Annotated in this window: 23 protein-coding genes; 9 read left to right on the top strand and 14 right to left on the bottom strand. The window is 67.0% G+C overall.

Annotation, left to right across the window (positions count from 1 at the left end; all coding sequences use genetic code 11):
• Window positions 1-86: 86 nt before the first annotated feature.
• From hldE to rfaD, 3 genes are read right to left on the bottom strand one after another with little or no spacing between them, the layout of a single operon-like run.
• Window positions 87-1,553: a bifunctional D-glycero-beta-D-manno-heptose-7-phosphate kinase/D-glycero-beta-D-manno-heptose 1-phosphate adenylyltransferase HldE gene (hldE, locus tag OA56_RS10505; protein ID WP_141056176.1), complete on the bottom strand. Its 1,467-nt coding sequence runs from the start codon at window positions 1,551-1,553 to the stop codon at window positions 87-89.
• Entirely contained in the window at window positions 1,538-2,131 is a 594-nt protein-coding gene (locus OA56_RS10500; RefSeq protein WP_277082027.1) for a D-sedoheptulose 7-phosphate isomerase, read from the bottom strand. The genes hldE and OA56_RS10500 overlap by 16 nt, the downstream gene beginning before the upstream one ends.
• A gap of 15 nt (window positions 2,132-2,146) precedes the next feature.
• Entirely contained in the window at window positions 2,147-3,118 is a 972-nt protein-coding gene (gene rfaD / locus OA56_RS10495; RefSeq protein WP_055423934.1) for an ADP-glyceromanno-heptose 6-epimerase, read from the bottom strand.
• Window positions 3,119-3,370: 252 nt separating this feature from the next.
• On the opposite strand from rfaD, the gene OA56_RS10490 reads away from it, so the two are divergent.
• Window positions 3,371-5,308: a sulfatase-like hydrolase/transferase gene (locus OA56_RS10490; protein WP_198289061.1), complete on the top strand. Its 1,938-nt coding sequence runs from the start codon at window positions 3,371-3,373 to the stop codon at window positions 5,306-5,308.
• A 27-nt stretch (window positions 5,309-5,335) separates the two neighbouring features.
• Here the strand turns inward: OA56_RS10490 and OA56_RS10485 are convergent, their stop codons facing one another.
• Window positions 5,336-6,415 (bottom strand): PA0069 family radical SAM protein, encoded by a 1,080-nt coding sequence (locus OA56_RS10485; RefSeq protein WP_206202221.1) that lies wholly within the window; start codon window positions 6,413-6,415, stop codon window positions 5,336-5,338.
• A 94-nt stretch (window positions 6,416-6,509) separates the two neighbouring features.
• Between OA56_RS10485 and OA56_RS10480 the strand changes: the two genes are divergently transcribed.
• Window positions 6,510-6,881 carry a DUF4870 family protein gene (locus OA56_RS10480; protein WP_461585178.1) on the top strand — a complete coding sequence of 124 codons (372 nt, stop codon included), beginning with the start codon at window positions 6,510-6,512 and terminating at the stop codon, window positions 6,879-6,881.
• 15 nt (window positions 6,882-6,896) lie between these two features.
• Here the strand turns inward: OA56_RS10480 and OA56_RS10475 are convergent, their stop codons facing one another.
• From OA56_RS10475 to OA56_RS10460, 4 genes are all read right to left on the bottom strand, one after another.
• Complete coding sequence (locus tag OA56_RS10475; RefSeq protein WP_461585182.1) at window positions 6,897-7,346, bottom strand: flavodoxin family protein; 450 nt, start codon at window positions 7,344-7,346, stop codon at window positions 6,897-6,899.
• Window positions 7,347-7,501: 155 nt separating this feature from the next.
• On the bottom strand, window positions 7,502-7,663 hold the full coding sequence (locus OA56_RS10470; RefSeq protein WP_461585176.1) for a hypothetical protein: 162 nt from the start codon (window positions 7,661-7,663) through the stop codon (window positions 7,502-7,504).
• A gap of 19 nt (window positions 7,664-7,682) precedes the next feature.
• Window positions 7,683-8,738: an NAD(P)-dependent alcohol dehydrogenase gene (locus OA56_RS10465; RefSeq protein ID WP_141056516.1), complete on the bottom strand. Its 1,056-nt coding sequence runs from the start codon at window positions 8,736-8,738 to the stop codon at window positions 7,683-7,685.
• 85 nt (window positions 8,739-8,823) lie between these two features.
• Complete coding sequence (locus OA56_RS10460; RefSeq protein WP_055423857.1) at window positions 8,824-9,276, bottom strand: DUF1931 family protein; 453 nt, start codon at window positions 9,274-9,276, stop codon at window positions 8,824-8,826.
• 149 nt (window positions 9,277-9,425) lie between these two features.
• Between OA56_RS10460 and OA56_RS10455 the strand changes: the two genes are divergently transcribed.
• The 6 genes from OA56_RS10455 (at window position 9,426) to OA56_RS10430 (ending at window position 15,040) form a co-directional block, all read left to right on the top strand.
• On the top strand, window positions 9,426-10,115 hold the full coding sequence (locus tag OA56_RS10455; RefSeq protein ID WP_055423858.1) for a metallophosphoesterase: 690 nt from the start codon (window positions 9,426-9,428) through the stop codon (window positions 10,113-10,115).
• A gap of 169 nt (window positions 10,116-10,284) precedes the next feature.
• On the top strand, window positions 10,285-11,208 hold the full coding sequence (locus tag OA56_RS10450) for an XdhC family protein (protein ID WP_461585173.1): 924 nt from the start codon (window positions 10,285-10,287) through the stop codon (window positions 11,206-11,208).
• Window positions 11,205-11,663, top strand: a complete 459-nt coding sequence (locus OA56_RS10445; RefSeq protein ID WP_461585171.1) for a (2Fe-2S)-binding protein — start codon at window positions 11,205-11,207, stop codon at window positions 11,661-11,663. The genes OA56_RS10450 and OA56_RS10445 overlap by 4 nt, the downstream gene beginning before the upstream one ends.
• Entirely contained in the window at window positions 11,660-13,846 is a 2,187-nt protein-coding gene (locus OA56_RS10440; RefSeq protein WP_461585169.1) for a xanthine dehydrogenase family protein molybdopterin-binding subunit, read from the top strand. The genes OA56_RS10445 and OA56_RS10440 overlap by 4 nt, the downstream gene beginning before the upstream one ends.
• On the top strand, window positions 13,839-14,444 hold the full coding sequence (locus OA56_RS10435; RefSeq protein ID WP_461585167.1) for a nucleotidyltransferase family protein: 606 nt from the start codon (window positions 13,839-13,841) through the stop codon (window positions 14,442-14,444). Before OA56_RS10440 ends, OA56_RS10435 begins: the two co-directional genes overlap by 8 nt.
• Window positions 14,441-15,040, top strand: a complete 600-nt coding sequence (locus OA56_RS10430; protein WP_461585165.1) for a nitroreductase family protein — start codon at window positions 14,441-14,443, stop codon at window positions 15,038-15,040. The genes OA56_RS10435 and OA56_RS10430 overlap by 4 nt, the downstream gene beginning before the upstream one ends.
• Before the next feature lies 1 nt (window position 15,041).
• Here the strand turns inward: OA56_RS10430 and OA56_RS10425 are convergent, their stop codons facing one another.
• A complete protein-coding gene (locus tag OA56_RS10425; protein WP_055423864.1) occupies window positions 15,042-15,428 on the bottom strand; it encodes a DUF2721 domain-containing protein in 387 nt (128 codons plus the stop codon).
• A 9-nt stretch (window positions 15,429-15,437) separates the two neighbouring features.
• Entirely contained in the window at window positions 15,438-16,847 is a 1,410-nt protein-coding gene (locus OA56_RS10420) for an alpha-amylase family glycosyl hydrolase (RefSeq protein WP_461585163.1), read from the bottom strand.
• Between the two features lie 90 nt (window positions 16,848-16,937).
• Between OA56_RS10420 and OA56_RS10415 the strand changes: the two genes are divergently transcribed.
• Window positions 16,938-18,029 carry a glycoside hydrolase family 5 protein gene (locus OA56_RS10415; protein ID WP_055423866.1) on the top strand — a complete coding sequence of 364 codons (1,092 nt, stop codon included), beginning with the start codon at window positions 16,938-16,940 and terminating at the stop codon, window positions 18,027-18,029.
• Here OA56_RS10415 and OA56_RS10410 read toward each other — a convergent pair.
• From OA56_RS10410 to OA56_RS10395, 4 genes are all read right to left on the bottom strand, one after another.
• Entirely contained in the window at window positions 18,022-19,695 is a 1,674-nt protein-coding gene (locus OA56_RS10410; protein WP_461585161.1) for an ABC transporter ATP-binding protein/permease, read from the bottom strand. The two genes, OA56_RS10415 and OA56_RS10410, sit on opposite strands and share 8 nt — an antisense overlap.
• The gene (locus OA56_RS10405) at window positions 19,692-20,771 is read right to left on the bottom strand and encodes a glucokinase (protein ID WP_461585159.1); all 1,080 of its coding nucleotides are present in this window, start codon (window positions 20,769-20,771) and stop codon (window positions 19,692-19,694) included. The genes OA56_RS10410 and OA56_RS10405 overlap by 4 nt, the downstream gene beginning before the upstream one ends.
• Window positions 20,768-21,745 carry an asparaginase domain-containing protein gene (locus tag OA56_RS10400; RefSeq protein ID WP_055423869.1) on the bottom strand — a complete coding sequence of 326 codons (978 nt, stop codon included), beginning with the start codon at window positions 21,743-21,745 and terminating at the stop codon, window positions 20,768-20,770. Before OA56_RS10400 ends, OA56_RS10405 begins: the two co-directional genes overlap by 4 nt.
• A 127-nt stretch (window positions 21,746-21,872) precedes the next feature.
• Window positions 21,873-23,696, bottom strand: a complete 1,824-nt coding sequence (locus OA56_RS10395) for an ABCB family ABC transporter ATP-binding protein/permease (protein WP_461585157.1) — start codon at window positions 23,694-23,696, stop codon at window positions 21,873-21,875.
• Window position 23,697: the final 1 nt, after the last annotated feature.

Below are 23,697 nucleotides of genomic sequence, written 5' to 3'. Positions count from 1 at the left end.
TTGCGCGGTGCTCGGATGCTCGCCTATCTTCATGATATGTCTCGCCTCCTGCGCTCCGTGCGCCTTGCCCTGCAGTCGCTCGCGCCTCATGCGCTGCCGAGCTTGCGCAGGATGTTGCTGGTACTGCGTCCCGGCACGACGTCGATGAGCGCAACCCTCCCGCCCCAGGATTTGACTTCCTTGCCGCCCACCACCTGGTCTTCGGTATAGTCGCTGCCCTTGACTAGCACATCCGGGCGGATGGCTTCGATCAGGGAGAGCGGCGTGTCTTCGTTGAACAGGACAACGGCATCGACCGCTTCCAGGGCGGCGAGCACGCGGGCGCGGTCCTGTTCGTGGATGACCGGCCGGCTCGGACCCTTGAGGGCGCGTACCGAGCGGTCGGTATTGAGCCCGACCACCAGGCGATCCCCCAGCTTGGCCGCCTGTTCCAGATAGACGACGTGGCCGGCGTGGAGGAGGTCGAAGCAGCCGTTGGTAAACACGATGCACTCACCGTTGGCGCGCCATTGCCGGACGCGCGCCAGCAGCTGCGGCAGGTCGCAGATCTTGTCCGCCTGCTCGCGGACTTCCTCGACCGCGAGTTCGGCCAGCAGTTCCTCGCGGGCGATGGGCACGGTGCCCACCTTGCCGACCACGATGCCGGCGGCGAGGTTGGCCAGATGCAGCGCCTCGGCCGGCTCGAGCCCGGCCACCATCCCCGCGGCCAGCGTGGCGATGACAGTGTCCCCAGCCCCCGAGACGTCGAACACCTGGCGCGCCATGGCGGGCAGATGGAGCGTGCGCGTCTCGTCGAGGAGCGTGATGCCCTCCTCGCTGCGGGTGACGGCGAGGAAGCGCAGATCGAGGGCGCGGCGCAGCGCCTGCGCGGCCTGCAGGAGCTCGTCGAGATCCTGGCCGGAGACGCCGCAGGCTTCGGCGGTTTCCCGCCGGTTGGGCGTGAGGGCGGTCGCGCCGCGGTATTTGCCGTAGTCGCGCCCCTTGGGGTCGACCAGTACGGGGATGTCCGCCTGGGCGGCGAGGTCGATGGCGAGCCGGCAAAGCTCGGGGGTCAGGACGCCTTTGGCATAATCGGAGAGGACGACGACGGCCGGTTTCCGTTCCATCATCTCGCGCAGCAGGCGGCTCAGGGCCTCTTGCTCGCCAGCGTCGGGGGCGGCCGTGGCTTCGCGATCGAGCCGCAGCATCTGCTGGTGGCCGCCAAGGATGCGGGTCTTGGTGGTGGTGGGGCGCGAAGACGAGGTGAAGAGCGCCTCGGTGCCGACGCCTTGACTGGCGATGGCTGCGACGAGCTCGCGTCCGGGCGCGTCGTCGCCGACGGTGCCCAGCAGGCGGCAGGGCAGGCCCAGGCCGGCGAGGTTGGCCGCCACGTTGGCTGCTCCGCCGGGGCGGCTCGATTCCTTTTCCAGCAACACCACCGGCACCGGCGCTTCCGGCGAGATGCGTTCGACCTTGCCCCAGAGATAGCGGTCCAGCATGAGGTCGCCGATCACCAGGGCCCAGGCGTCGGCGGGAAAACCCTGACGGAGCGCCTCGATCAGCCGTTGCTGCATGGTGTGGAATCGAGGGTTTCGGCGTCGATGAGGTCACAGAGCATGTGACCGACCAGGATGTGGGCCTCCTGGATGCGGGGCGTGTCGTTGCTGGCAACGACGAGGCTCAGGTCGCAGCATTGCGCGAGTTTACCGCCCCCGCCGCCGGTCAGTCCGATGGTGAACGCGCCGATTTGGCGCGCGGTGTGGATGGCGGCCAGCACGTTGGGGCTGTTGCCGGAGGTGGAGAGGCCGATCACCACGTCTTTCGGGGTGCATAGCGCTTCCACCTGGCGCGAGAAGACGTGTTCGAAACCGTAGTCGTTGCCCACGGCCGTGAGGATGGAGGTGTCGGTGGTGAGCGCGATGGCGGGCAGACCGCGGCGTTCGCGCTTGTAGCGGCCGACGATCTCGGCGGCGATGTGCTGACAATCGGCCGCGCTGCCGCCATTGCCCAGCAGCAGGATCTTGCCGCCGGCAAGGAGGCAGCTTCGCAGCCGCATGCCCATCTCGATGAGGAGCGGCATCTGCTCATGCAGCTGTTCGGTGGCTGCTCGATGTGCGCTCAGCGCTTGCCGTATGGCCTGTTCCGGAATCATTCGGTTCCCGAGGTCTCAGCAATAGGGGTCGGGCTGCAGAAGGTAATTCTGCACGTAGTCGCGTATGCCCTCTTCCAGCGTATGGAAGGGCTGGTCGTAGCCCGCCGCGCGCAGTTTGCCGATGTCGGCCTGCGTGTAGTACTGGTATTTGCCTTTGAGGTCGTCCGGCATGTCGATCCAGGTGATGTGGGGGCGTGCGCCGCAGCTCTCCATCACGGCCGTGGCGAGGTCGAGGAAGGCGCGGGCCTGACCGGTGCCGACGTTGTAGAGGGCCGAAGGGCGCGGGGCGGCGAGAAACCAGGCTACGACCGCAGCAACGTCTTTGACATAGACGAAATCGCGCAGTTGCATGCCGTCGGCCACGTCGGGGCGATCGCTCTTGAACAGGCGCACCGTTCCGCCGGTGCGGAACTGGGTGAACGCATGGTAGGCCACACTCGCCATGCGGCCCTTGTGGTATTCGTTGGGTCCATAGACGTTGAAAAACTTGAACCCGGCCCAGCGCGGCGGGGCATGGCCGGCTGCGGCCTGGCGCAGCGCCCATTGGTCAAACAGGTGCTTGGAGTAGCCGTAGGCGTTGAGCGGGCGCAGGCCGTCGATGCTCGCGTCGCTGTAGCCGCGCTCGCCGTTACCGTAGGTGGCGGCCGAGCTGGCGTAGAGGAACGTCGCTCCCTGCTGCGTACAGAATTGCCACAGCCGCTGCGAATAGCGCAGATTGGCTTCGAGCAGCCGGTTCCAGTCGCGCTCCGTGGTGTCGCTGATGGCGCCCATGTGGATGACGGCCTCGACCTGCGCGCCATGACGCTCGAGCCAAGGAAAAAGCTCATCCTTGTCGAGATAATCGGCGTAGGTGCGGTGACAGAGATTCTGCCACTGCTCGGGATGGGTTGGCCGATCGACGAGGAGCAGATCGTCGCGCCCTTGGCGGTTGAGCTGCCAGGCGACGATGCTGCCGATCATGCCGGCGCCGCCGGTGATGACGATCATGAGATGGGCGTCAGACAAACATGGAAAAATTTCAGTATAACATCTTCACCCGTTCATGGGATAAGATGCGCGCGGTTCGGACGCGGCGCGCCTCATCCGTGGGCTGGCGGTGGCCGTGAGAACTCGGCGGCGGCGGGGCGGTCGAATCCGGTCGATGCAGCCGCCGGCGCAAGCAAGGATCGCGCAATGCGGCATCTTCCGGCTGGCGACGATCCAAAAACCTTTCCGAGTTTGACGATGGAGCGGCACCCCTTGAACGAACATACCTACTGGCGCAGTGTACGGTTCGCCTATTTCGCGCTGGTTTATCTGGTCCTGCTGTGGATCAACGCCGCGAACGTCGACTTTGCGGCTGCAGCCGGCGGTGGCTACGGCAATCTCTTGTTCCTCGTCAATGCGTTCGCGAGCTATAACGCGCTCTACTTGCTGCCGGCCTTGGTGCTCACTTGGCTCGCCGGCCGTCCGTGGCCGTGGCGGTGGTTGCGCCTGCCGCGAGGCGCCGTTTTGGCCGCCAATGTCATGGCAGTCTTGACGGGAGCCCTGACCACCCTCTTTTTCTATGCCAATGCCAAGATCCATGCCCTCTACGGCATGTTCATCAACGGGTTCGTCGTCAATCTGGTGATGACGCCGGGCGGCCTCGAATCGCTGGGCGGCAGCGCTTCCTCCACGCTGGGCTTCGCGTTGATCGGTCTGGCGTTCTTCCTCGGTCATGCCCTGTTGTTCCTCTTGCTCGCCTTCTCGGGCCGGCGCTTCGCGCTGCTGCGCTGGGAAGTGCGGCGGCTGGCGCGACCGCTGCTCGTGCTGCTGTTGTTCTCCATGCTGGGGGATCATTCCGTCCATGCCTACGCGAGCGCGATGGGCAAGTCCGACGTGCTCGAACTCACCCAGGAAGTGCCTTTTTACGTCGGCACCACGGCCCGCAGCCTCTTCAAGAAGCTGGGCTTCGAGGTGGCGGCGCAGGAAAAATCCTTGGATCTGGAAGGACGCCTGCAATACCCGGCCAAGCCGCTGGAATTCACCAAGCCGGAGAAGCCCTACAACATCGTCTGGCTGGTGGCCGAATCCTGGCGCGCCGATACCCTCGATCCGGAAATCATGCCGGCCACCTGGGCTTTCGCCCAGAAGGCGCAGGTATTCGCCAATCATTACAGCGGCGGCAACGGCACCCGGATCGGCATCTTTACCATGATGACGGGGCTGCCCGGTACCTACTGGGACGCTTTCCTCAAAGGACGCCGAGGTGCGCCCCTCATCGAGGTGCTGCAGCAGCAGGGTTATCAGATGTCCTTGTACACCAGCGCCAAATTCAGCTATCCGGAGTTCGATCAGACCGTCTTCAGCCAGGTGCCGCGCGAGCAGCTGCATGAAATCGACGCGCCCCTTGCCGGATGGGAAAAAGACCGGCAGAACGTCTCCGATCTGCTGAAATTCATCGACACGCGCGATCCCGCTCGGCCTTTCTTCGCCTGGATGTTCTTCGAGTCGCCGCATGCGCGCTACTACTTCCCGCCGGAGAGCGTGATCCGCACGCCTTATCGCGACGACATCAACTACGCCACGCTCGACCGCGACGAGCTGCAAAAAGACATCGTCCCGATCAAGAACCGTTACCTCAACGCCGTGCATCACCTGGACAGCCAATTCGCTCGGATCCTCGAGTATCTCGAGACGCATGGCCTGTTGGAGAACACCCTCGTCGTGATGCTGGGGGACCACGGCGAGGAGTTCATGGAAAACGGCTACTGGGGGCACAACTCGACGTTTTCCGATCCGCAGACACGCACCCCGCTGATCCTGTGGATTCCGGGCCGTGCTCCGGCCGTGCATGAGCAGCTGAGCAGCCACCTGGATGTCGTTCCAACCCTCATGCCGCTCTTGGGCGTGAAGAATCCGCCCGAAGACTATTCCTCCGGCTACGATCTCTTTTCCGGCAAGCGGCGCGAGTACGTCGTGTTCAGCGATTGGTCGCGCGTGGGCTATAAGGATGCCGACGTCAAGATTGCTTTGCCGACCAAGATGCAGGGGTTTGTGGGCAAGCGCATCAGCGGCCCGAACGACGAGGAGCTCGCGCCGCAGCGCGCCCAGGAATTGCTCCAGAGCAAGCAGCCGCAGTTGGTGCGCCTGATGCAGGAATTGGGGCGGTTCAACCAGAAAAAAACCGTGCAAACCGTGAGCGCAGGGGAATAGGGCTAGCCCAGGAAGGGCGAATCTGTTTCAGAAAAGCGCCTGCTGCACCGGTTCGCCGGCGCGCTTTGCCGGCGGGCGAAAGAGGTGCACGGCAAGGGGTGGCAGCGGACGGTCGAGCCCGACGCGGCGGCGGGCGATCGCGAAGCGCTGGGCGAGTAGCTCCGCCCACGGGCCTTGGCCGCGGAAGCGGACGCCGAACGGCCCGTCGAGCGCTCCGCCGTGCAGCTCGCGTAGCCGCGCGAGGATGCGCTCGCGCCGCTCGGGGAAATGCCGCTGCAGCCAGTCGTCGAAAATCCCCTCCAGCTCGTGCGGCAGGCGCAGAATGCTCATGAAGGCGCCCACCGCGCCGGCTTCGGCCGCGGCGGTGAGCACGGCTTCCATGTCTTCGGTGAGGAAGGGGATCTGCGGCGCGAGGCTCACGCCCACCGGCACGCCGGCCTGCGCGAGCGCCGCGATCACTTCCAGCCGTCGCCGCGGGCTTGCCGCGCGCGGTTCCAGCCGGCGGGCGAGTTCGGCGTCGAGCGTAGTGAGCGTCACATAGACTTCGCACAAGCCCGAAGCAGCCATGGGGGCGATCAGGTCGAGATCGCGCAGGATGCCGCTGCCCTTGGTCACGACCGACCACGGATGGCGCGCTTCGGCGAGCACTTCCAGCACCGCGCGCGTGAGCCCCAGTTTGCGCTCCACCGGCTGCCAGGCGTCGGTGGCGGTGCCCAGCGCGATGGGCGCAGGTCGATAGCTCGGCCGGGCGAGTTCTTCGCGCAAGCGTTCGGCCAGATGGCGCCGGGCGATGATGATGCGTTCGAAATCGAGCCCCGGTGAGAGGTCCAGCCAGGCATGCATCGGCCGGGCGTAGCAATAGGCGCAGCCGTGCTCGCAGCCGCGGTAGGGGTTCAGCGAGCGGTCGAACCCCAGGTCGGGCGAGCGGTTGGCGGTGATCGCACTGCGCGCCTCTTCCCAGCGCACTTCGGTCGGCGGGGCTGGAGATGCCTCTTCTTCTTGCGCCCAGCCGTCGTCGAAAGGCTCGCGCGCGAGGCGGGCGTAGCGGTGTGGCGGTGCGCTCGAGGCGCCGCGGCCGCGCAAGGTGGAATCAGGCGGTTGCTTCACGATCGATCGCCTGTCCGGTTTTTGGGGGTTCTTGCCATTTTTCGCTAAGATGGTCCCAGTTTTACCTTATCTATTCTGCCGGAAAGGAAGTCTCATGGAAATCATCGATGCGGCCACGTCGAACGATGCAAGCAGGATCCAGGAAGCGAAGAAATGGGCGACCGTCGTCTACGCGCTCTATGCGATCTCCTTGATCCTGGGGGTCACCTACCTGGTAGGGATCATCGTCAACTACGTGAAATATCCCGATGTGCGCGGCACTTGGGTCGAATCGCACTTCCTGTGGCAGCGCCGCACCTTCTGGTACAGCCTGCTGTGGAGCTTGGTAGGGGTGCTCACCGCGTTCGTGGCGGTAGGATACTTCATCTTGTTCGCGGCATGGGTCTGGGTGATCTACCGCATCGTCAAAGGCTGGATCTCTCTCAGCGACGGCAAACCCATGTATTCCGCTCCGGGCGCGGTGTGAGCGTGCTTCGCCGGATCATGCCAGCCAGGCCGCCATGGTCGCGCCCAGGGTGCGGCAGCGCTCGCGTTCGGCCTCGGGCAGCGTTTTCGGGGCCATGATCGCGTCTGGCGTCTGCGCGTGGGTGAGCACGATGTGGGCGGGGGCGAGTGGCCGCAGGCGCCAGCCGGTACAGATGCGTTCGATCTGGCGCACGGCGCCGCTGCCGTCGCTGCCGGCGGCGACCAGGGCGAGGTAGGGCCGGCCATTGACGCGATCGAGCACACCGTAGTAGCAGCGATCGAAAAATTCTTTCATCTCGCCGGAGAGGGTGGCGAGGTTTTCCGGGGCGCAGAAGAGATAGCCCTGGGCGGCGAGCACCTCTTCGAGCGTGACTTCTGCCGCCCGGCGCAGACCGATCGGCACGCGCGCGACGGCGTCGAGTTCGCGCAGGACTTCGAGGGCGCCGTCGCGGGCCGCCTCGGCCATCTGCCGGGCCGTGCCGGTGCGCGAGTGCCATACGATCAGCAGGTGGGGTGTACTCCCGGCCGTGCGCTCGCGCGCGCTCGCCGGTGGACTGCCACAGCCAGCGGGCCGTGAGCCGCGCTCACTCATAGTCGCTCCGGTTGGGTGGACATGCGCGGCTATGGCAGAGCGGCGCCAAAGAACAGGCCGATGCTTGCCTGGGCAGGCGCCCAAAGAAGAATGCCGCGTGGGGTTTCCTTGCTGGGTGCTGGATGGATGATGGCAAGCAGCAACTGTCCGCCGCCGGTGACGAGCGCGACGTGGTTTTCCAGTCGTTTCATGGTGAAGGCTCCTTCATGCTCATTTCAGCGAAGCGGCGATGTCGATGACGAAGCGGTACTTCACGTCGCTTCTCAGCATGCGCTCGTAGGCGGTGTTGATGTAGTCGATGGGAATGAGCTCGATGTCCGAGACGATGCCGTGCTCGGCGCAGAAGTCGAGCATCTCCTGCGTCTCGCGGATGCCGCCGATGAGCGATCCGGCAAGACTCCGGCGCCGGAAGAGCAGGTTGAAGACGGCGGGCGAAGGATGCGGCTCGGAGGGGGCGCCCACGAGGGTGAGTGTGCCGTCGCGTTTCAAGAGCTGCAGGTAGTCGTCGAGCCGGTGCGGAGCGGCCACGGTGTCGAGGATGAAATCGAGCTGCTCGCGGTAGCGGGCCATTTGCTCGGGATCCTTGGAAATGCAGACTTCGTTGGCGCCGAGCCGCTTGGCGTCGGCCGTCTTGGCGGGCGAGGTGGTGAAGAGCACCACGTGGGCCCCCATGGCGTGGGCGAGCTTGACGGCCATGTGCCCCAGTCCGCCCAGGCCGACGATGCCCACCCGTTTGCCTGGGCCAACCTTCCAATGGCGCAAGGGCGAATAGGTGGTGATGCCGGCGCACAGCAGCGGCGCCACGGCGGCAAGGTCCTTTTCTGGATGCTTGATGTGCAGCACGAAGGATTCCTTCACCACGATGACCTGAGAGTAGCCGCCGTAGGTGTTTTCGCTGCCGGGGCCGCGGCCGTTGTAGGTGCCGACGAAGCCTTCGCTGCAGTATTGCTCCTCGCCGCTCGCACAGGCGTCGCAATGCCCGCAGCTGTCGACCATGCAGCCGACTCCGGCCAGATCGCCGACCTTGAAACGGGTGACTTTCTCACCCACGGCGACCACGCGCCCGACGATCTCGTGCCCGGGGACGCAGGGATAGATCGTGTTCTTCCATTCGTTGCGCGCCTGGTGCAGGTCGGAGTGGCAGACGCCGCAGTAGAGGATCTGGAGCTGCACGTCGTGTGGCCCAGGGTCGCGGCGGGCGATCTCCCAGGGAACGAGTGGAGAGTGTGGATCGAAAGCGGCATAGGCCTTGGCGGGAATGCTCATGGGTTGCTCCTCGAAACGGGAATGTACTGCAAGCGATCATTCATCGCTAGGCCCTCGCCCGGCGGTGTGCCAGCAAGAGGCGCGGCTACAACAGACGGTTGAAGATCTCGATGGCGCGATCCCAGTGCGTCGTATCGGGATTCTTCACGTCGGGGTCGAGCGTCCGGAAAGTCCAGGCTAGGGCCACCGTCAGCCCACCGACGATCTGCGGCAGCATGGCACGGACTTCCTCGTCGTATTCGAGATCGAGTTGGGGCAGCTTGGCGAGCTGCTCCAGGATGGGCGCGAGCTCGAGCTCCTCGTCGAGCTCGCGGAAAGCGTGCATGCTTTCCTGCAGCCCTTTGGTCAGGGGAAGATCCCAAGGGCGGATGACGTCGCGGCCGTTGGATTTGGCCGCCGCCTGGCTGACGAGCAGCAGATCGTAGAGCTTCTGGTCGAGGAATTCGGTCAGCCGCCGCAGGTCGTTCTTGTCGACGTCGAGCCCGGCCGTGCGCCGGAAAAGTCGTTCGAAGCGGGAAACCGCCATGATGTCGCTCATTGGTACCCTCCTTGGGCAAGTGGTTCGACTGACTGCCGACTCCGTTATAGGAATCAGGGCGGCGAAAAGCAAGCCTTGCAAAATCCCGCGCTCTTCCCTATAACGACGAACGGATGCCATCGCGGATAGGGAAAAGGAGGAAAGTCATCATGCGCAAACACACGAGGCGGGTATTGGCAACGAGCCACATTGCCGGACAGCTCGATCTCCTGGACCGGCTGGTAGAAACGGCCAGCGAGCTCGACGTCGATTCGGTCATGATCGTCGGCGATTTGGTGGGCACGGGAGGCGTGCATCGCGCCGATGCTTATCGTGAGGTATTCGGCAAGCTCGGGGCGCTGCGTGTGCCGACGTTCTTCGTTCCGGGCGCGCATGATGCGCCTCTCGACGATTATCTGCGGGAAGCCTACAACCTCGAGCTGACTTTCCCCATGCTGCATGGGGTGCACGGCACACTCGCCTTCGCGCCTGGCCACGTGGCGGTGCTGGGCATGGGCGGTGAGATCGGCCAAACGGGAGGGCGCGAGGAGCGCGAGCGTCTCTATTATCCCGAATGGGCGGTCGAGTACGTCCTGAAAGTCCTCGACGAGCTCAAGGATTACGAGAAAATTTTCCTTTTCGCTACTCCGCCGGCCCACAAGGATTGGGACGGGGGTTCGCAGGCCATCACGACGCTGATCAACACTTTCGCGCCGACCCTGGTGGTGGTCGATGCGCCCCGTCGGCACCATGCCGAAGTGGGTACGAGCCTGGTGGTTGCACCGGGGCGGCTCTCGGAGGGAGATTTCAGCATCGTCGACTTGCGACGCCGCAAGATCGAGGCGGGAAACGTGCGTTGACAGGTGCTCCTTATCACATCCATAAACCTTGCTTCTGGCGTGGTTGTCGCTACGGCAGACCAGCTCTATGATGCTTTCTGTCGTGCCGCTAGGGACAAGGGGCCATGAAGGGGGTCGATCGCGAAGTGCTGGAGGCGCTTTGCCGCTGGCAGGGCGGCGAAATGCCGCTGTGGCTCGTCACGGTGGTGCAGACCTTCGGATCGAGCCCTCGTCCGCCGGGGCGATGCTCGTGCTGCGCAGCGATGGCGGCAGCGTGGGCTCGGTCTCGGGAGGATGTGTCGAAGAGGATCTGGCGGAACGCGCCCGTCAAGGGCGTCTGCCGCGGGCGCGGGTCGAGCGGGTGGACTATGGGGTCTCGGTTCAGGAAGCCCAGCGCTTCGGTCTGCCGTGCGGCGGCTTGTTGCGGCTGGTGGTGGAACCCGTCCCGCAGGATGCGTCCTGGCCGAGGGAATTGCTCGCGGCGCTCTGCGAGCGTCGTCGCATGTGCCGCCGGCTCGAACTCTCGTCCCTGACGGTGAGCTTGAGGCCGGCAGCGCGTGGCGAGGTGATGCGTTTCGACGATGAGACCCTCGAGACGATTCATGGTCCAGCGCGGCGACTGCTCCTCATCGGTGCGGGGCAGATTTCGTCCTACCTTGCGCAGATGGCCCAGGCCCTGGACTACGAGGTCTTCGTGTGCGATCCGCGCGAAGAGGTGCGAGCCCAGTGGCCGGTGCCGGGCAGCGTGCTCTTGCCGCACATGCCCGACGATGCGGTACTCGCACTCCAGCCCGATGAGGATACGGCGGTGGTCGCGCTCACGCATGATCCCAAGCTCGACGACCTGGCCCTGCTCGAGGCGCTGAAGTCGCCCGCTTTTTACGTCGGTGCGCTCGGCTCGCATCGCACCAATGCCGCCCGCCGCCAGCGCCTGGCCGAGTTCGACCTGACGGAGGAGGAGATCGCCCGCCTCCATGGCCCCGTGGGTCTGCCTATCGGCAGCCGCACGCCGCCGGAGATCGCAGTGTCCATCCTCGCCCACCTTATTGCCGCGCAGCGAGGGACCGTTTCAGGGAGCGCACCCTGCTTCTACGCCCAAGGAGAGATTCGATGATCGCATTCACGCTCAACGGCCGGCCGACCACGGTCGATGTCGATCCCGGTACGCCCCTCCTGTGGGTGCTGCGCGACCAGCTGCAGCTCACGGGGACCAAATACGGCTGCGGCATCGCCCAGTGCGGTGCGTGCACGGTGCATCTCGACGGGCGGGCGATTCGTTCCTGTGTCACGCCCGTGTCGATGGTGAGCGGCAAGCGCGTCACCACCATCGAAGGGGTGGGCGTGACGCCGGTGGGGCGTGCCATTCAGCGGGCCTGGCAGGAGGTCGATGTGCCGCAATGCGGCTACTGCCAATCAGGGCAGATCATGGTGGCCGCGGCCTTGCTCGCTGAGCATCCACGTCCGAGCGAGGCGCAGATCGTTGCGGCGATGGACGGCATCCTCTGCCGCTGCGGCACCTACAACCGGATCCGCAAGGCGATCCTCGAGGCCGCGGCAGGGGGTGCATGATGATTTCGCTCAATGAACTCCAGCGTCCGGCGCGGCGTAAATTCCTGCGCGACCTGGCCGTGCTCGGCGGCGGATTGGTGATCGGTTTCCGTCTGCCGGAGAAGGGGGGACGCGCCTGGGCGGTTGAGGAAGCGGCCGCCGGGGCGGCGAAGGTCTATCCGCCGAATGCCTTCATCCGCATTGCCCCGGACGACTCCGTCACGCTCATCGTGAACAAGTCCGAAATGGGCCAGGGGGTCTATACCTCGCTACCCATGCTGATCAACGAGGAGCTCGATGCGCCTTGGGAGCGCATCCGCATCGAGCCGGCGCCGGTGGCGGCGGTCTATAACCATACGCAGTTCGGCATCCAGCTCACCGGCGGCAGCACCAGCGTGGCGTCCTCTTGGGAGCAGCTGCGCCGCGTCGGAGCGAGCGCGCGTATCCTCCTCGTCCAGGCGGCGGCCCAGCGCTGGGGGGTGCCGGCGAGTGCGTGCAAGGCCGAGAACGGGCGCATCTTCCACCCCGACGGCCACATCTCCCTGAGCTACGGCGAGGTCGCGGAAGAGGCGGGCAAGCTGCCTCTGCCCGCCGAAGTGCCCTTGAAGGATCCAAAGCACTTCAAGTGGATCGGCAAGTCGCTCAAGCGCCTCGACACGCCGGAGAAGATCACCGGCAAGGCGGTCTTCGGCATCGACGTGCGCTTGCCCGACATGGTGACGGTGCTGGTGGCGCGTTCTCACGTGTTCGGCGGCAAGCTCAAGCGCTTCGATGCCACCGAGACGCTGAAAGTCCCCGGCGTGGTCGGCGTCTATGAGGTCCCCACCGGCGTGGCGGTGGCAGCCAACGGCTTCTGGCCGGCGAAGACGGCGCGCGACCTGTTGCAGACCGAATGGGACGAGGGTGAGGGGGCGGCGTTTTCGACGGCGAAACTGCGGGAAGAGTACTTCGCGCTCGCCCGCACGCCGGGCGCCGTGGCGCGCCGCGACGGCGACGTGGCGGCCGGTCTCAAGGCGGCGGTGAAGACGGTGCGCGCCGAGTACGAAGTGCCGTATCTGGCGCACGCGCCGATGGAGCCGCTCAACGTCACCGTCGACCTGCGTCCGGACCACTGCACGATTTGGACCGGCACGCAGTCGCAGACGCTCGACCGCATGGCGGCTGCTACCGCGGCAGGCCTGCAACCCGAGGAAGTGGAAATCTACACCACTTACCTCGGCGGCGGCTTCGGCCGGCGGGCCAATCCGCATGCCGATTTTGTCACCGAGGCGGTGCAGGTCGCCAAGGCGGTCGGCCGGCCGGTGCAGGTGATCTGGACGCGCGAAGACGACCTGCGCGGCGGTTACTACCGGCCGATGTGGGTCGACGTGATCGAGGCGGCGATCGGCAAGGGCGGCAAACCCGTGGCGTGGAAGCATACCATCGTCGGCCAGTCCATCATGGAGGGCACGCCGATGGCGGCGGCGATGATCAAGGATGGCGTCGATGCCTCTTCGGTGGAAGGGGCCGCGAACCTCCCCTATTTCATCCCCAACATCCAGGTCGAATTGCACAGTCCGAAGAATCCCGTGCCGGTGCAGTGGTGGCGCTCGGTGGGGCATTCGCACACGGCCTTCGTCGTCGAGACGATGATCGACGAATTGGCCCACCTCGCGCGCCAGGATCCGGTGAAATTCCGCCTGAGCCTCCTGCCGCGTACTTCGCGCCATCGCGCCGTGCTGCAGCTAGCGGCGCAGAAAGCGGGATGGGGCAAGACGAAGCCCGCGCCGGGTCATGCCTTCGGCGTGGCGGTGCATGAATCCTTCGGCAGCGTCGTGGCCGAAGTGACCGAGGTTTCGCTGGAAAACGGCCAGGTGCGGGTGCATCGCGTCGTGGCGGCGGTCGACTGCGGCCGGGTGATCAACCCCGATGGGGTGGTGCAGCAGATCGAGGGAGGCATCGTCTACGGCCTGGCTGCCGCGCTGCACGGCGAGATCACGCTCGAGGGAGGTCGGCCGGTGCAGTCGAACTTCCACGATTATCCCATCTTGCGCCATTCCGAGATGCCGCGGGTGGAGGTGTATCTCGTGCCGAGCGAAGCGCCGCCGAGCGGCGTGGGTGAGCCGGGCACGCCCCCCATCGCGCCGGCGGTGGCCAATGCGCTCTTCGCTCTCACGGGGAAACGGGTGAGGCGGCTTCCTTTCGCACGGGAAAACCTTGCCTGAGGAACCGGAAATCGCCGCCTTGGTGCTCGCGGCGGGGCAGGCGCGGAGGTTTGGGGCGGACAAGCGGCTGGCGCTACTCGAAGTCGAGGGGCGCATCGAGCCGCTCATCGTGTGGGCGCTGCGGTCCTGGGTCGAGGTCTTCGAACGGGTCGCGGTGGTGCTGCGACCGGGCGACGAGGCGGTGCGAGGCGTGTTGTCGGAGACCTTCGCGGATCGCCTGCGCTTCATCGAATGCCCCCGCGCCGACGAGGGGATGGGGACGAGCCTTGCCGCGGGCGTCGCCGCGACCGCCGAGGCCACAGGCTGGGTCGTCGGGCTTGCCGACATGCCCTGGGTGCCGCGAGCCGCGATCGCGGGAGTGCGCGACGCGCTCACGGCGGGCGCGGTACTCGCCGCAGCCTGCCGCGCCGACCGGCGGGGACATCCCGTCGGTTTCGCCGCCCCTTACCGGGCTGAACTGTTGGGTCTGACGGGCGACGTGGGGGCCCGTCTGCTCCTTCGGCGTGACGCCGAGCACGTGGTCGGCGTTGCGATCGACGACACAGGCATCTTCGCCGACGTCGATACCCCGCAAGACCTTTTTTCCAGGAGTGAATGATGAAGAAACCCGCCGTGACCGAAGTCCCGATCCATCCCTTGATCGCCGAGCGTTGGAGCGGTCGCGCCTTCGACGAAACCAAAACCGTGACGCGCGAGCAGGTGCTCTCGCTGCTGGAAGCGGCGCGCTGGGCCCCCTCGTGCTACGGCGATCAGCCCTGGCGCTTCGTCGTGTGGCATCGCACCCAGGATCCGCAAGGATGGGAGAAGGCGTTCGCCACGCTGTGGCCGTTCAACCAGGCGTGGGTGAAGCGCGCCTCGCTCCTGGTGCTGGTCTGCGCCGATCCCATCTTCTCCTATAACGGCGAACCCAACGCCTGGGCCGAATACGACTGCGGCGCCGCAGCCGAGAATCTCTGCCTGCAGGCGGTGGCGCTGGGGTTGATGGCGCACCCCATGGCCGGGTTCGACGCCCAGGCGATCCGCGCCGTGGCCGGCGTACCGGATCGCTACAAAGTCATTTCGCTCATCGCCGTGGGGCATCCGGCGGAGCCGGACGTGCTCGACGGGGAACTCGCCGAGAAAGAACGCGCGCCGCGCGAGCGCCGTCCGCTGGCGGAGCTCTGTTTCGCGGGGAAATGGGGCAAGAGCCTCTGATTCAGCCGTCTTTTTCCAGATCCTCCACCACGACCGAGAGGGCGTTGGTGGAGATCAGCACTTCCGCGAGCGACAGCAGCAGGGAGAGCACCAGGGCGGCGAGGCTCGTGCCGAAGAGGATTTTGCCGAGCAGGGTCTCGTGCACGAAGAGGGCGAGCATCGACAGCGCGCACAGCAAAAACCCCAGCACGCCAAACCCTTGCATGTATTTGATGAGCATGATGCGTCGTTTCAGGCCCGGAATCTGGCGACGGATGACTTCGGCCTTGCGATCGGGCGAGGCGTGCAGTTGCCGGATGATCTGGGCAAGCGCCAGGAAACGGTTGCCGTAGGCGAGCAGCACGAGTGAGATCGCCGGAAAGAGGATCGCGGGCGTGGTCAGGTCCATGATGCGATTTTACCTTCGCCGGCGCGCCAGTATCTCGCGGTAGAAATTGAGCACCGAACCCTCGTCCTCGCGCTGCTGGCGCCAGGCGAGCGGGATGTGCGCCGGGTCCATCGGCTGCCACGGTTCGGCGCTCGAGAACCCCGCCTGCGGGCGGTTCGCGTCCCACGGAATGGGGGTGCGCGAGAGATCGCGGGCGCTGCGGTTCATTTCGGCGAGGATCGCCGCATCGCTCATGCCCTGCGCCCGCAAGGCGGCGATGCGGCGCAGGCTCAAGGGGTCGCGCAGGTCGGACGAGCGCGTGAAACGCGCATTTGGCAGCCCCAGTTCCTGCCCCTGGTAGAGTACGGCGAGCCCCCGCTGCAGGTAGGTGGCGGCGGCAAAGGCTTTGGCGGCCTGGGTGCAGCGCTCGGGCGGAGCCCAGCGCGAGACGATGCGCGGCAGATCGTGGTTTTCCAGGTAGAGCGCCGGCAGCGCCCCGTGAGGGGCGAGCGCCCGGTACCAGGAGCGCGCCGTGTCGGAGAAGGCGCGGGTGTCGAGCCCGGGGTGGCCTTGCGCATCGGTCGTGTCGATGTGCCATAGCTCGAAATGCAGCAGCGCCGACAGCGGCCCCTGCGGCTCGCCCACCCAGGCGGGCGCGTCCGTGGCGGCGATGCCGTTCGCCTCGCCCAGCGTGAGGTGGTCGCGCGTGATGCCGGCGCGCTCGGCGAAGTCGCGTACCCAGTCGAGGAGCCCGGGGCGGGCGAGGAAGCGCGACCAGGCCGGGCGCGGGCCGCCGGGTTCGCCAGGGGCGACGTCAGGCAAGCCTTCTTCTTTCTTGAGCACGGTGAGGGCGTCGAAACGAAAGCCGTCGACGCCTTCGTCGAGCCAAAAGCGGGCGATCTCGGCAAGCGCCTGGCGCACCGCCGGGTTGCTCCAGTCGAGGTCGGGCTGCTCGGGAAAGAAGAGGTGCAGGTAATACTCGCCCGTGACTTCGTCCCGCGTCCAGGCGGGGCCGCCGAAGATGCTTTCCCAGTCGTTGGGCCGCGCACGCCAGTAGTACCAGTCGCGCCGGGCAGAGGTTCGGCTCGAGCGCGAGTCGAGAAACCAGGGGTGGCGCACGCTCGTGTGGTTGATGACCAGATCGAGCAGCAGGCGCATGCCGCGCCGGTGCAGCTCGTCGCGCAGGCTGCGGAAGTCGGCCATCGTGCCGAAGTCGGGGTGCACGTCCAGATGGTCGCTCACGTCGTAGCCGTAGTCGGCGTTGGGCGAGGGGTGGATGGGGGCGAGCCAGAGGGCGTCGACCCCGAGCCAGCGCAGCTCGTCGAGCCGTTCGGTGAGGCCGGCCAGATCGCCGATGCCATCGCCGTTGCCGTCGGCGAAGCTGCGCGGCCAGACGGTGTAGACGACGCATTCCTGCCAGGGGCGGAAACGGGGCGGCATGATGTTCGGCTCGGAAAAAGCGATGATCCCAGTGTAGCAGATGCCCGTGGCTGCCTATAATGACTTCACGATGCGGCCGGGGAGAGGGCGATGGAACGCTTGCGCGGGGTGAATCTGGGTTCGTGGCTGGTGCTCGAGAAGTGGATGGTGCCTAGCCTCTTCGAAGGGGTGGAAGCCACCGACGAGACGACGTGGTGCGTCGCATTGGGAGAGGAGGCCGCACCCAGGCTGCGGGCGCACTGGGCGCGCTGGGTCACGCGGGAGGATTTCGCCTGGATCGCCGAGCGGGGGCTGAACGCGGTGCGCATTCCCTTCGGGCACTGGGTGCTGGGGCCGCCTTATCCCTACCATCCGGTCTATGGGGCGCGGCGCGAGCCTTTCGTCACCGGCGGCATCGAGGTACTCGACCGGGCGCTGCGCTGGGCCGAAGAATTCGGACTCAAAGTGGTGCTCGACCTGCACGCAGCCGCCGGCTGCCAGAACGGCTTCGACAACGGCGGCATCTTGAATGTCTGCGACTGGCACACCAAGGAAGAATACATCGACCATTCGGTCGAACTGCTGGGGCGGCTGGCCGAGCGCTATCGCGCCGAGCCGGCACTCTTCGCCTTCGAGGTATTGAATGAGCCGCGCTGGGACGTGCCCACCGAGATCCTCAAGCGCTACTACGAGCGCGCCTACGCGGCGATCCGGGCGCACTGCCCGCCCACGGTCGGGGTGATGTTCCACGACGGCTTCCGCGACTGGCGCGAGTATCTCGGTTTCATGAACGCGCCGCCGTACGAGAACGTCTGGTTCGACGTGCACCGCTACCAGTGCTTCACGCCCGAGGATCTCGAGGCAGACATCTACGAACACCTGCGCAAGACGGTGGTCGATCTGCGCGCCGAGGCCGATGCCATCGGGCGCGAGCTGGGGCTGCCGACGGTGTGCGGCGAATGGAGCCTGGGGCTCAAGCTGCAGGAGGTATCGCTGTGGGCCGACGGGCCGACCACGCACCCGCTCGAAGGGTTGGACGCCTTCCAGCAGGAGGTGGCGCTGCGCGGCTACGCGGCGGCGCAGCTCCTCACCTTCGAGCGCTATCGCGGCTGGTTCTTCTGGAACTACAAGACCGAGACGACTCCGGCGTGGTGCCTGCGCGAGGCGGTGGCACGCGGCTGGCTGCCGGCACGTTTCAATTGAGGAAAACGACGCGCTGAACGCCGGGATAGGGCTGGTGATGCGGCCAGAAGATCGCCAGCGTCGCGTCGGGTAGGCGCTCGCGCAGCAGCGCCACCGGGTCGAATTTGCCCGGTGCAGGCACGGCGTCGGCCGGGGCTTCGTAGAACACCCACGCGGGCCGTTCGAGCAGGGTGCGGGCGAGCGCGAGCCGCTGCTGGACCGGCGCGGTGAGGGTGCGGTTCCAGTCGTCGTGCTCGTCGAGCCGTTCGATGAGCGCATCCGCCCCTACGGCATGCAAGGTGTCGATGACGCGCTTGCGCTCGACCTCCGCTGGATCGCGCGGATAGGTGAGGGCGGCGATGAGCGGCCCTTCGGGCAGGAAGGGCCGCTGTGGCACGAAGGCGAGCGTCTCGCCGTCGGGCAGGATGATGTTGCCCTGCCCCCAGGACCACACGCCGGCGATGGCCTTGAGAAGGGCGATGCCTGTGTTCGGGTCTCCTACGAGCTGTACGGTCTCGCCGCGCGTGAGGGTGAGCGAGAAATTCTCCAGCACGGGGTGGCCGTTGGGCAGCGTCAAGGTGAGCCGCTCGATCGCGAGCTGCCCCGCGGGGCCGACGCTGCGGCAGATCTGCCCCGGCAGGCATAGCCGCTCGATTGCCTCGAGTTCAGTGAGATCTTGGTATAAGGCTGCTGCCCGTTCGATCGAAGCATGGCAGCGAGCGATATCGCCCATGCTGTGGATGGGCCAGGAAAGCGCGTTGGTGAGCCGCTCGAAGGCCTGCGCCGCCTGCATCAGCATACCGAGCGTGAGCGTGCCGGCGATATAGTGCGGTGCGAGCACGAGGATGGGGAAGACCGGCAGGAGCGTGCCATAGGCGGTGGAAAACGACACCAGCCCGAGGTAGCCCAGCGATTGTTTCCACCAGGTGCGCGCGAGCGCGTCGAACCGCTCGCGCGTCAGGCGGCGCTCGGAGGCTTCGCCTTGGGCGAGCGCAATCGCTTCCGACTTGTCGCGGATGTGCGACAACCCGTAGCGAAAGTCGGCTTCGCGCGACTGCTGCTGGTCGGTGGCCCGGGTGAGCGGTCGGCCCAGCAGCACCCCGGTGATCGTTCCGATGCCGGCATAGGCAAGCGCAAGCCAGACCATCGTGCCGGGGGGAGACTCGTGCGGCGTGGCGCCGACCACCCACAGCACATCGACGAAGAGCACGATGGAGGCGAGCGAGTAGAGCAGCGAGTGGAAGAGCTCCACCGCCACTTCGGTGGCGATGCGCACGTCCTCGGCGATGCGGGCATCGGGGTTGTCGTGCGCGCCGGGCAGGTGGCGCAGGCGGTGGTGGTGGCCGCGTGCGAGCCAGCTCTCCAGCAGCTGTTCGGTGAGAAAGCGCCGCCAGCCGAGCTGCCAGCCTCGTTTGACGAGGAGGTGGACGCCCGTGACGGCCACGCTCAGAAGGAGGATGGTGAGGAAGGTAGCGATGAGCGCGGGCAGTTCGACGAGATCGCGGCGCTCCAGCGCATCGAAGAGCGCCCGCTGCCAGTGGTTGGTCCACAGCGCCAGTCCGACCATGGCGAGCGTGAGAGCCACGAGCACGAGCGCACCGCCCCAGGCCCGCGGCCGACGATAATAGCGCAGGCCCAGCAGCAGAAAGGGCAGCAATGGCGGAGTCGTAGGGTTCGGTGCGCTCATGGCGTGGTTGCGGCGAGCAGGCGGCAGGCGAAGGTGGCGGCGCCCTTCAAGCCCAGCAGGGGGTCGTCGGCGAGCAGGATCGGCAGCGCGGCGAGCGTCTCCCCGTGCCGTTCCTTGGCGGCGAAGGCACTGCGAAAGGCCGGAGTCTCGAGCCAGGGGCGCAGCGCCGCGGCGAGCGCGCCCACGAGGTATACCCCACCCAGGGTCCAACCGATGAGGGCGAGGTCGCCAGCGCAGGCACCCAGCGTGCGCACGAAGGTGGTCACCGCTTCTTGGGCGAGCGCTTCCCCCTTTTGGGCCGAGGCCACGATCTGCGGCGCCTCCGTCCACGGCGCGATTCGGCCGCGCTCGGCGGCAAGAAAAGCGGCGAGCCGCACCAGACCGGGGCCGCAGAGCAGGCTTTCCCAGGAGGCGATGCGCCCTTCGCGGGCGAGCCAGGCGCTCCAGGAAGTGAGAAAGGGGGGATCGAAGCCGCCGAGGTCGGCGTGTCCGCCTTCGCTGGGGAAGACGCGCACCGTCTCGCCCTCGCGCAGAAAGAATCCCATGCCCAGTCCCGTGCCGGGGCCGAGCACGGCGGCAAGCCCCGGCCGAGGTGCTCCCCGTTGCAGGACGTGGAGCGTCTCGGGCGCCGCAGCGGCGATCCCGTGCGCCTGGGCGGCGAAGTCGTTCATCAATTCGACCCGCGGCCAGCCATGGCGGGCGGCCAAGGCATTGGCGTCGATCGTCCACGGGCGGTTGGTCAGCCGCGCGCGCCGCCCCGTCACGGGCCCGGCGAGCGCGATCACGGCGAGTTTCGGTTCGGCTCCTGGGGGACATTCGGCGAGGAAAGCCTCGAGCGCCGCGTCGAAATGGGGGAAGGCATCATCTTCGAGTACCCGCTGGCACAGCGGCTCCCAGGCAGGAAGGTGCCGCGAAAAACCCGCTGTGCTTGGGGTGTCTGCCGTTGACGCGCGCTGCGGGGGTTTTTCGCGGTCCTCGGGCGCCGCTTCGCTTTCCCGCCAGCGCGCGAGTAGGAAACGGGCGCGCGTGCCGCCGACGTCGGCAGCGAGAAAGAGAGGGGCGGCCGTAGGAGTCATGCTTCGGCTCCGTAGGGCAAAAAACGCGCGCGCCACAGAATTTGCCGTTCCGCCGGGGGGAAAGGGGCCACGAGGGCGGCGGCCACGCGGGCGGCGGGCGCGGAGAGGAGGCCGGCGGGGAGGGTGCCCAGGCGCTGGTCGACGGGGTGGGGGAGCACCGGCCCCAGACCGCAGCGGCTCGCGCGCACCACCAGGAGTCCGGCCGCGGTCGCATCGGCGATCGGTGCTTCCCACGCTTCGGGGACGCTGCCGTGTCCCGGCAGTAGCAGCACTGCCGCGGCGGCCCCCGTTTCCTGGGTCTGCCGCAAAGCCTCGGGCGCGTCGAGCGCCGTGGCCGAAAGGAGGGCGACCGTCGGCCAAGGATGGGGCAAGGGCAGCGGCGAGGCACGTTCTTCGAGCGGCGGCGGTCGCCAGGGAAAGGCCGAGCCGAGCGCGCCTCGCGGTTCGGCGGCAAACGGCTGGAGCGCGAGCGTGTGTGCCTTGCGCAGCCCCATCGCGGGGAAGACCGCTTCGCCGAAGACGAGGAAGACGCCTGGCGGGGTGTCCGGATCGGCGGCGAGGCGGATCGCGTGCAGGAGGTTGCGCGGCCCGTCGGCCCCGGCTTCGGAAGGCGGGCGCATGGCCCCGGTGAGCACCACGGGCTTGGTCGGCGCCAGGGTGAGCGCGAGGAGCGTGGCCGTCTCTTCCAGCGTGTCGGTGCCGTGGGAGAGGACGAGGCCGGCGAGCTCCGGGCGCGCGAGGGCTTGCGTGATCGCGGCGTGCAGCCTCAGCCAATGGTGCGGCGTGGCGTCCTTGGAATCCATGGCGAAGGGCGAAGCGAGCTCGAGCTCGGCGTACTGGCCTGCCTCGGGGATCGCTGCGAGCAGGGCCTCGGGCGAGAGCGCCCCGGCGTGGTACGCGATGCCCCGGCCGGTGGCGGCGAGGGTGCCGCCGGTGGCGAGCCAAAGCAAGCGCGGGCGAGGAGGTGCGGCCATGGGGAGTGCACTGAAATGCTGTCGTGAAAGTTTAACAGTTCGTTCCCACGGCGCGACGGTTTTGCCGTGACCCATCCCTGGAGGGCGCAGGGTTCTCCCGGCGAAACCACTGCGAACGGGGGCGGGCTTACACGGCGTGGGGCTGGAGTGCGTCTTCTTGGCGCTGCTGGTGGCGCCACAGCTCGGCGTAGCGTCCGCCCCGCGCGAGCAGCTCGGCATGCCGGCCGCGTTCGACGATGCGCCCTTCTTCGAGCACCAGGATTTCGTCGGCGTGCATCACGGTGGAGAGGCGGTGCGCGATCATCAGGGTGGTACGGCCTTGGGCGATGCGTTCGAGCTGTCCCTGGATGGCGCGCTCCGTGGCCGAATCGAGCGAGGAGGTGGCTTCGTCCAGCACCAGGATGCGGGGGTTCTTCAGCAGCACCCGCGCGATCGCCACGCGCTGCTTCTCGCCGCCAGAGAGCTTGAGCCCACGCTCGCCCACCCGCGTCTCCAGCCCCTCGGGCAGGCGGGCGACGAGCTCGTCGAGCTGGGCAGCGCGGATCGCCGCCCAGACTTCCTCGTCGCTCGCCTTGGGCCGGCCGTAGCGGATGTTGTAGCCCAGCGTGTCGTGGAAGAGCACCGTCTCCTGCGGCACGATGCCTACGGCGCGGCGCAGGCTCTCCTGCTTCAGGTGGCGTACGTCGATGCCGCCCACGCGTACCGCCCCGCCGGTGGCGTCGTAGAAGCGGAAGAGGAGCCGCACCAGGGTGGACTTGCCCGCGCCGGAAGAGCCGACCACGGCCACGGTACGCCCGGCGGGGAGGGTGAAATCCACTTCGCGCAGGATGGGGCGGCTGGGATCGTAGTGAAAGGAGACGCGTTCGAAACGCACCTCCAGCGGCCCCTCGGGGAGCTCGAGTGCGTCCGGGGCGTCGCGCACTTCCTCTTTTTCGTCGAGTAGGGCGAAGAGCCGTTCGAGGTCGACCAGCGCCTGGCGCAGCTCGCGGTAGACCACGCCGAGGAAGTTGAGTGGCAGGTAGAGCTGCAGCAGGAAGGCGTTGACGAGGACGATGTCGCCCAGAGTCATGACGCCCGCCTGCACGCGCGCCGCGGCGAGCCCCATCATGGCGACCACGCCGGCGGTGATGATGGCCGCCTGGCCGAGATTGAGCCCGGAGAGCGACAGCTGGTTGCGGATCGCGGCTTCCTGCCAGCGTTCGAGATCCTCGTCGTAGCGGCGCCGTTCGTACGCTTCGTTGGCGAAGTACTTCACCGTCTCGTAGTTGAGGAGCGCATCGACGGCGCGGCTGTGGGTCTGCGCGTCGATCTTGTTGAGCCGGCGCCGCTGCACGGTGCGCCAGTTGGTGACGACGATGGTGAAGACGACGTAGGCGGCAAGGGTGGCGAGCGTGATCGCGCCGAAGGCCGGCTCGTAGCGCGCGAAGAGGATGGCGAGCACGAGCGAGATCTCCACCAGCGTGGGGGCGATGGAGTAGAGGGTGAAGTTGATGAGGCTGCCGATGGCGCGCGTGCCGCGCTCGAGATCGCGGGTGAGCGCCCCGGTCTGCCGTTCGAGGTGAAAGCGCAGCGACAGCGCGTGCAGGTGGGAGAAGACTTCGAGCGACAGTGCGCGCACCGCGGCTTGGGTGACCCGCGCAAAGAGCAGTTCGCGCAGCTCGGTGAAGAGCGAGGTGCCGAAACGCGCCAGCCCATAGGCGAAGACGAGGGCGATCGGGGCCGCGGTCCAGCGCGGCGCCTGCGGCGGCAGCGACAGGAGATCGACCAGCTCCTTGAAGAGCAGCGGCACGGCGACGTTGGCGAACTTCGCCGCGATGAGGGCGGCGAAGGCGCCGAGCACCCGCCAGCGATAACGCCACAGGTAGGGCCATAGCCGCGCGATCGTCTCGCGCAGGTGCAGGGGGCGGGTGGCGCCCTCGGCCGGCGGCGGGAGCGAGGAATGGCCGCGCATC

It is taken from the genome of Tepidiphilus sp. HLB4, assembly GCF_054823945.1.
Note: the sequence above shows the minus strand (reverse complement) of the source record. Positions and strands in the feature narration are given on the sequence as shown.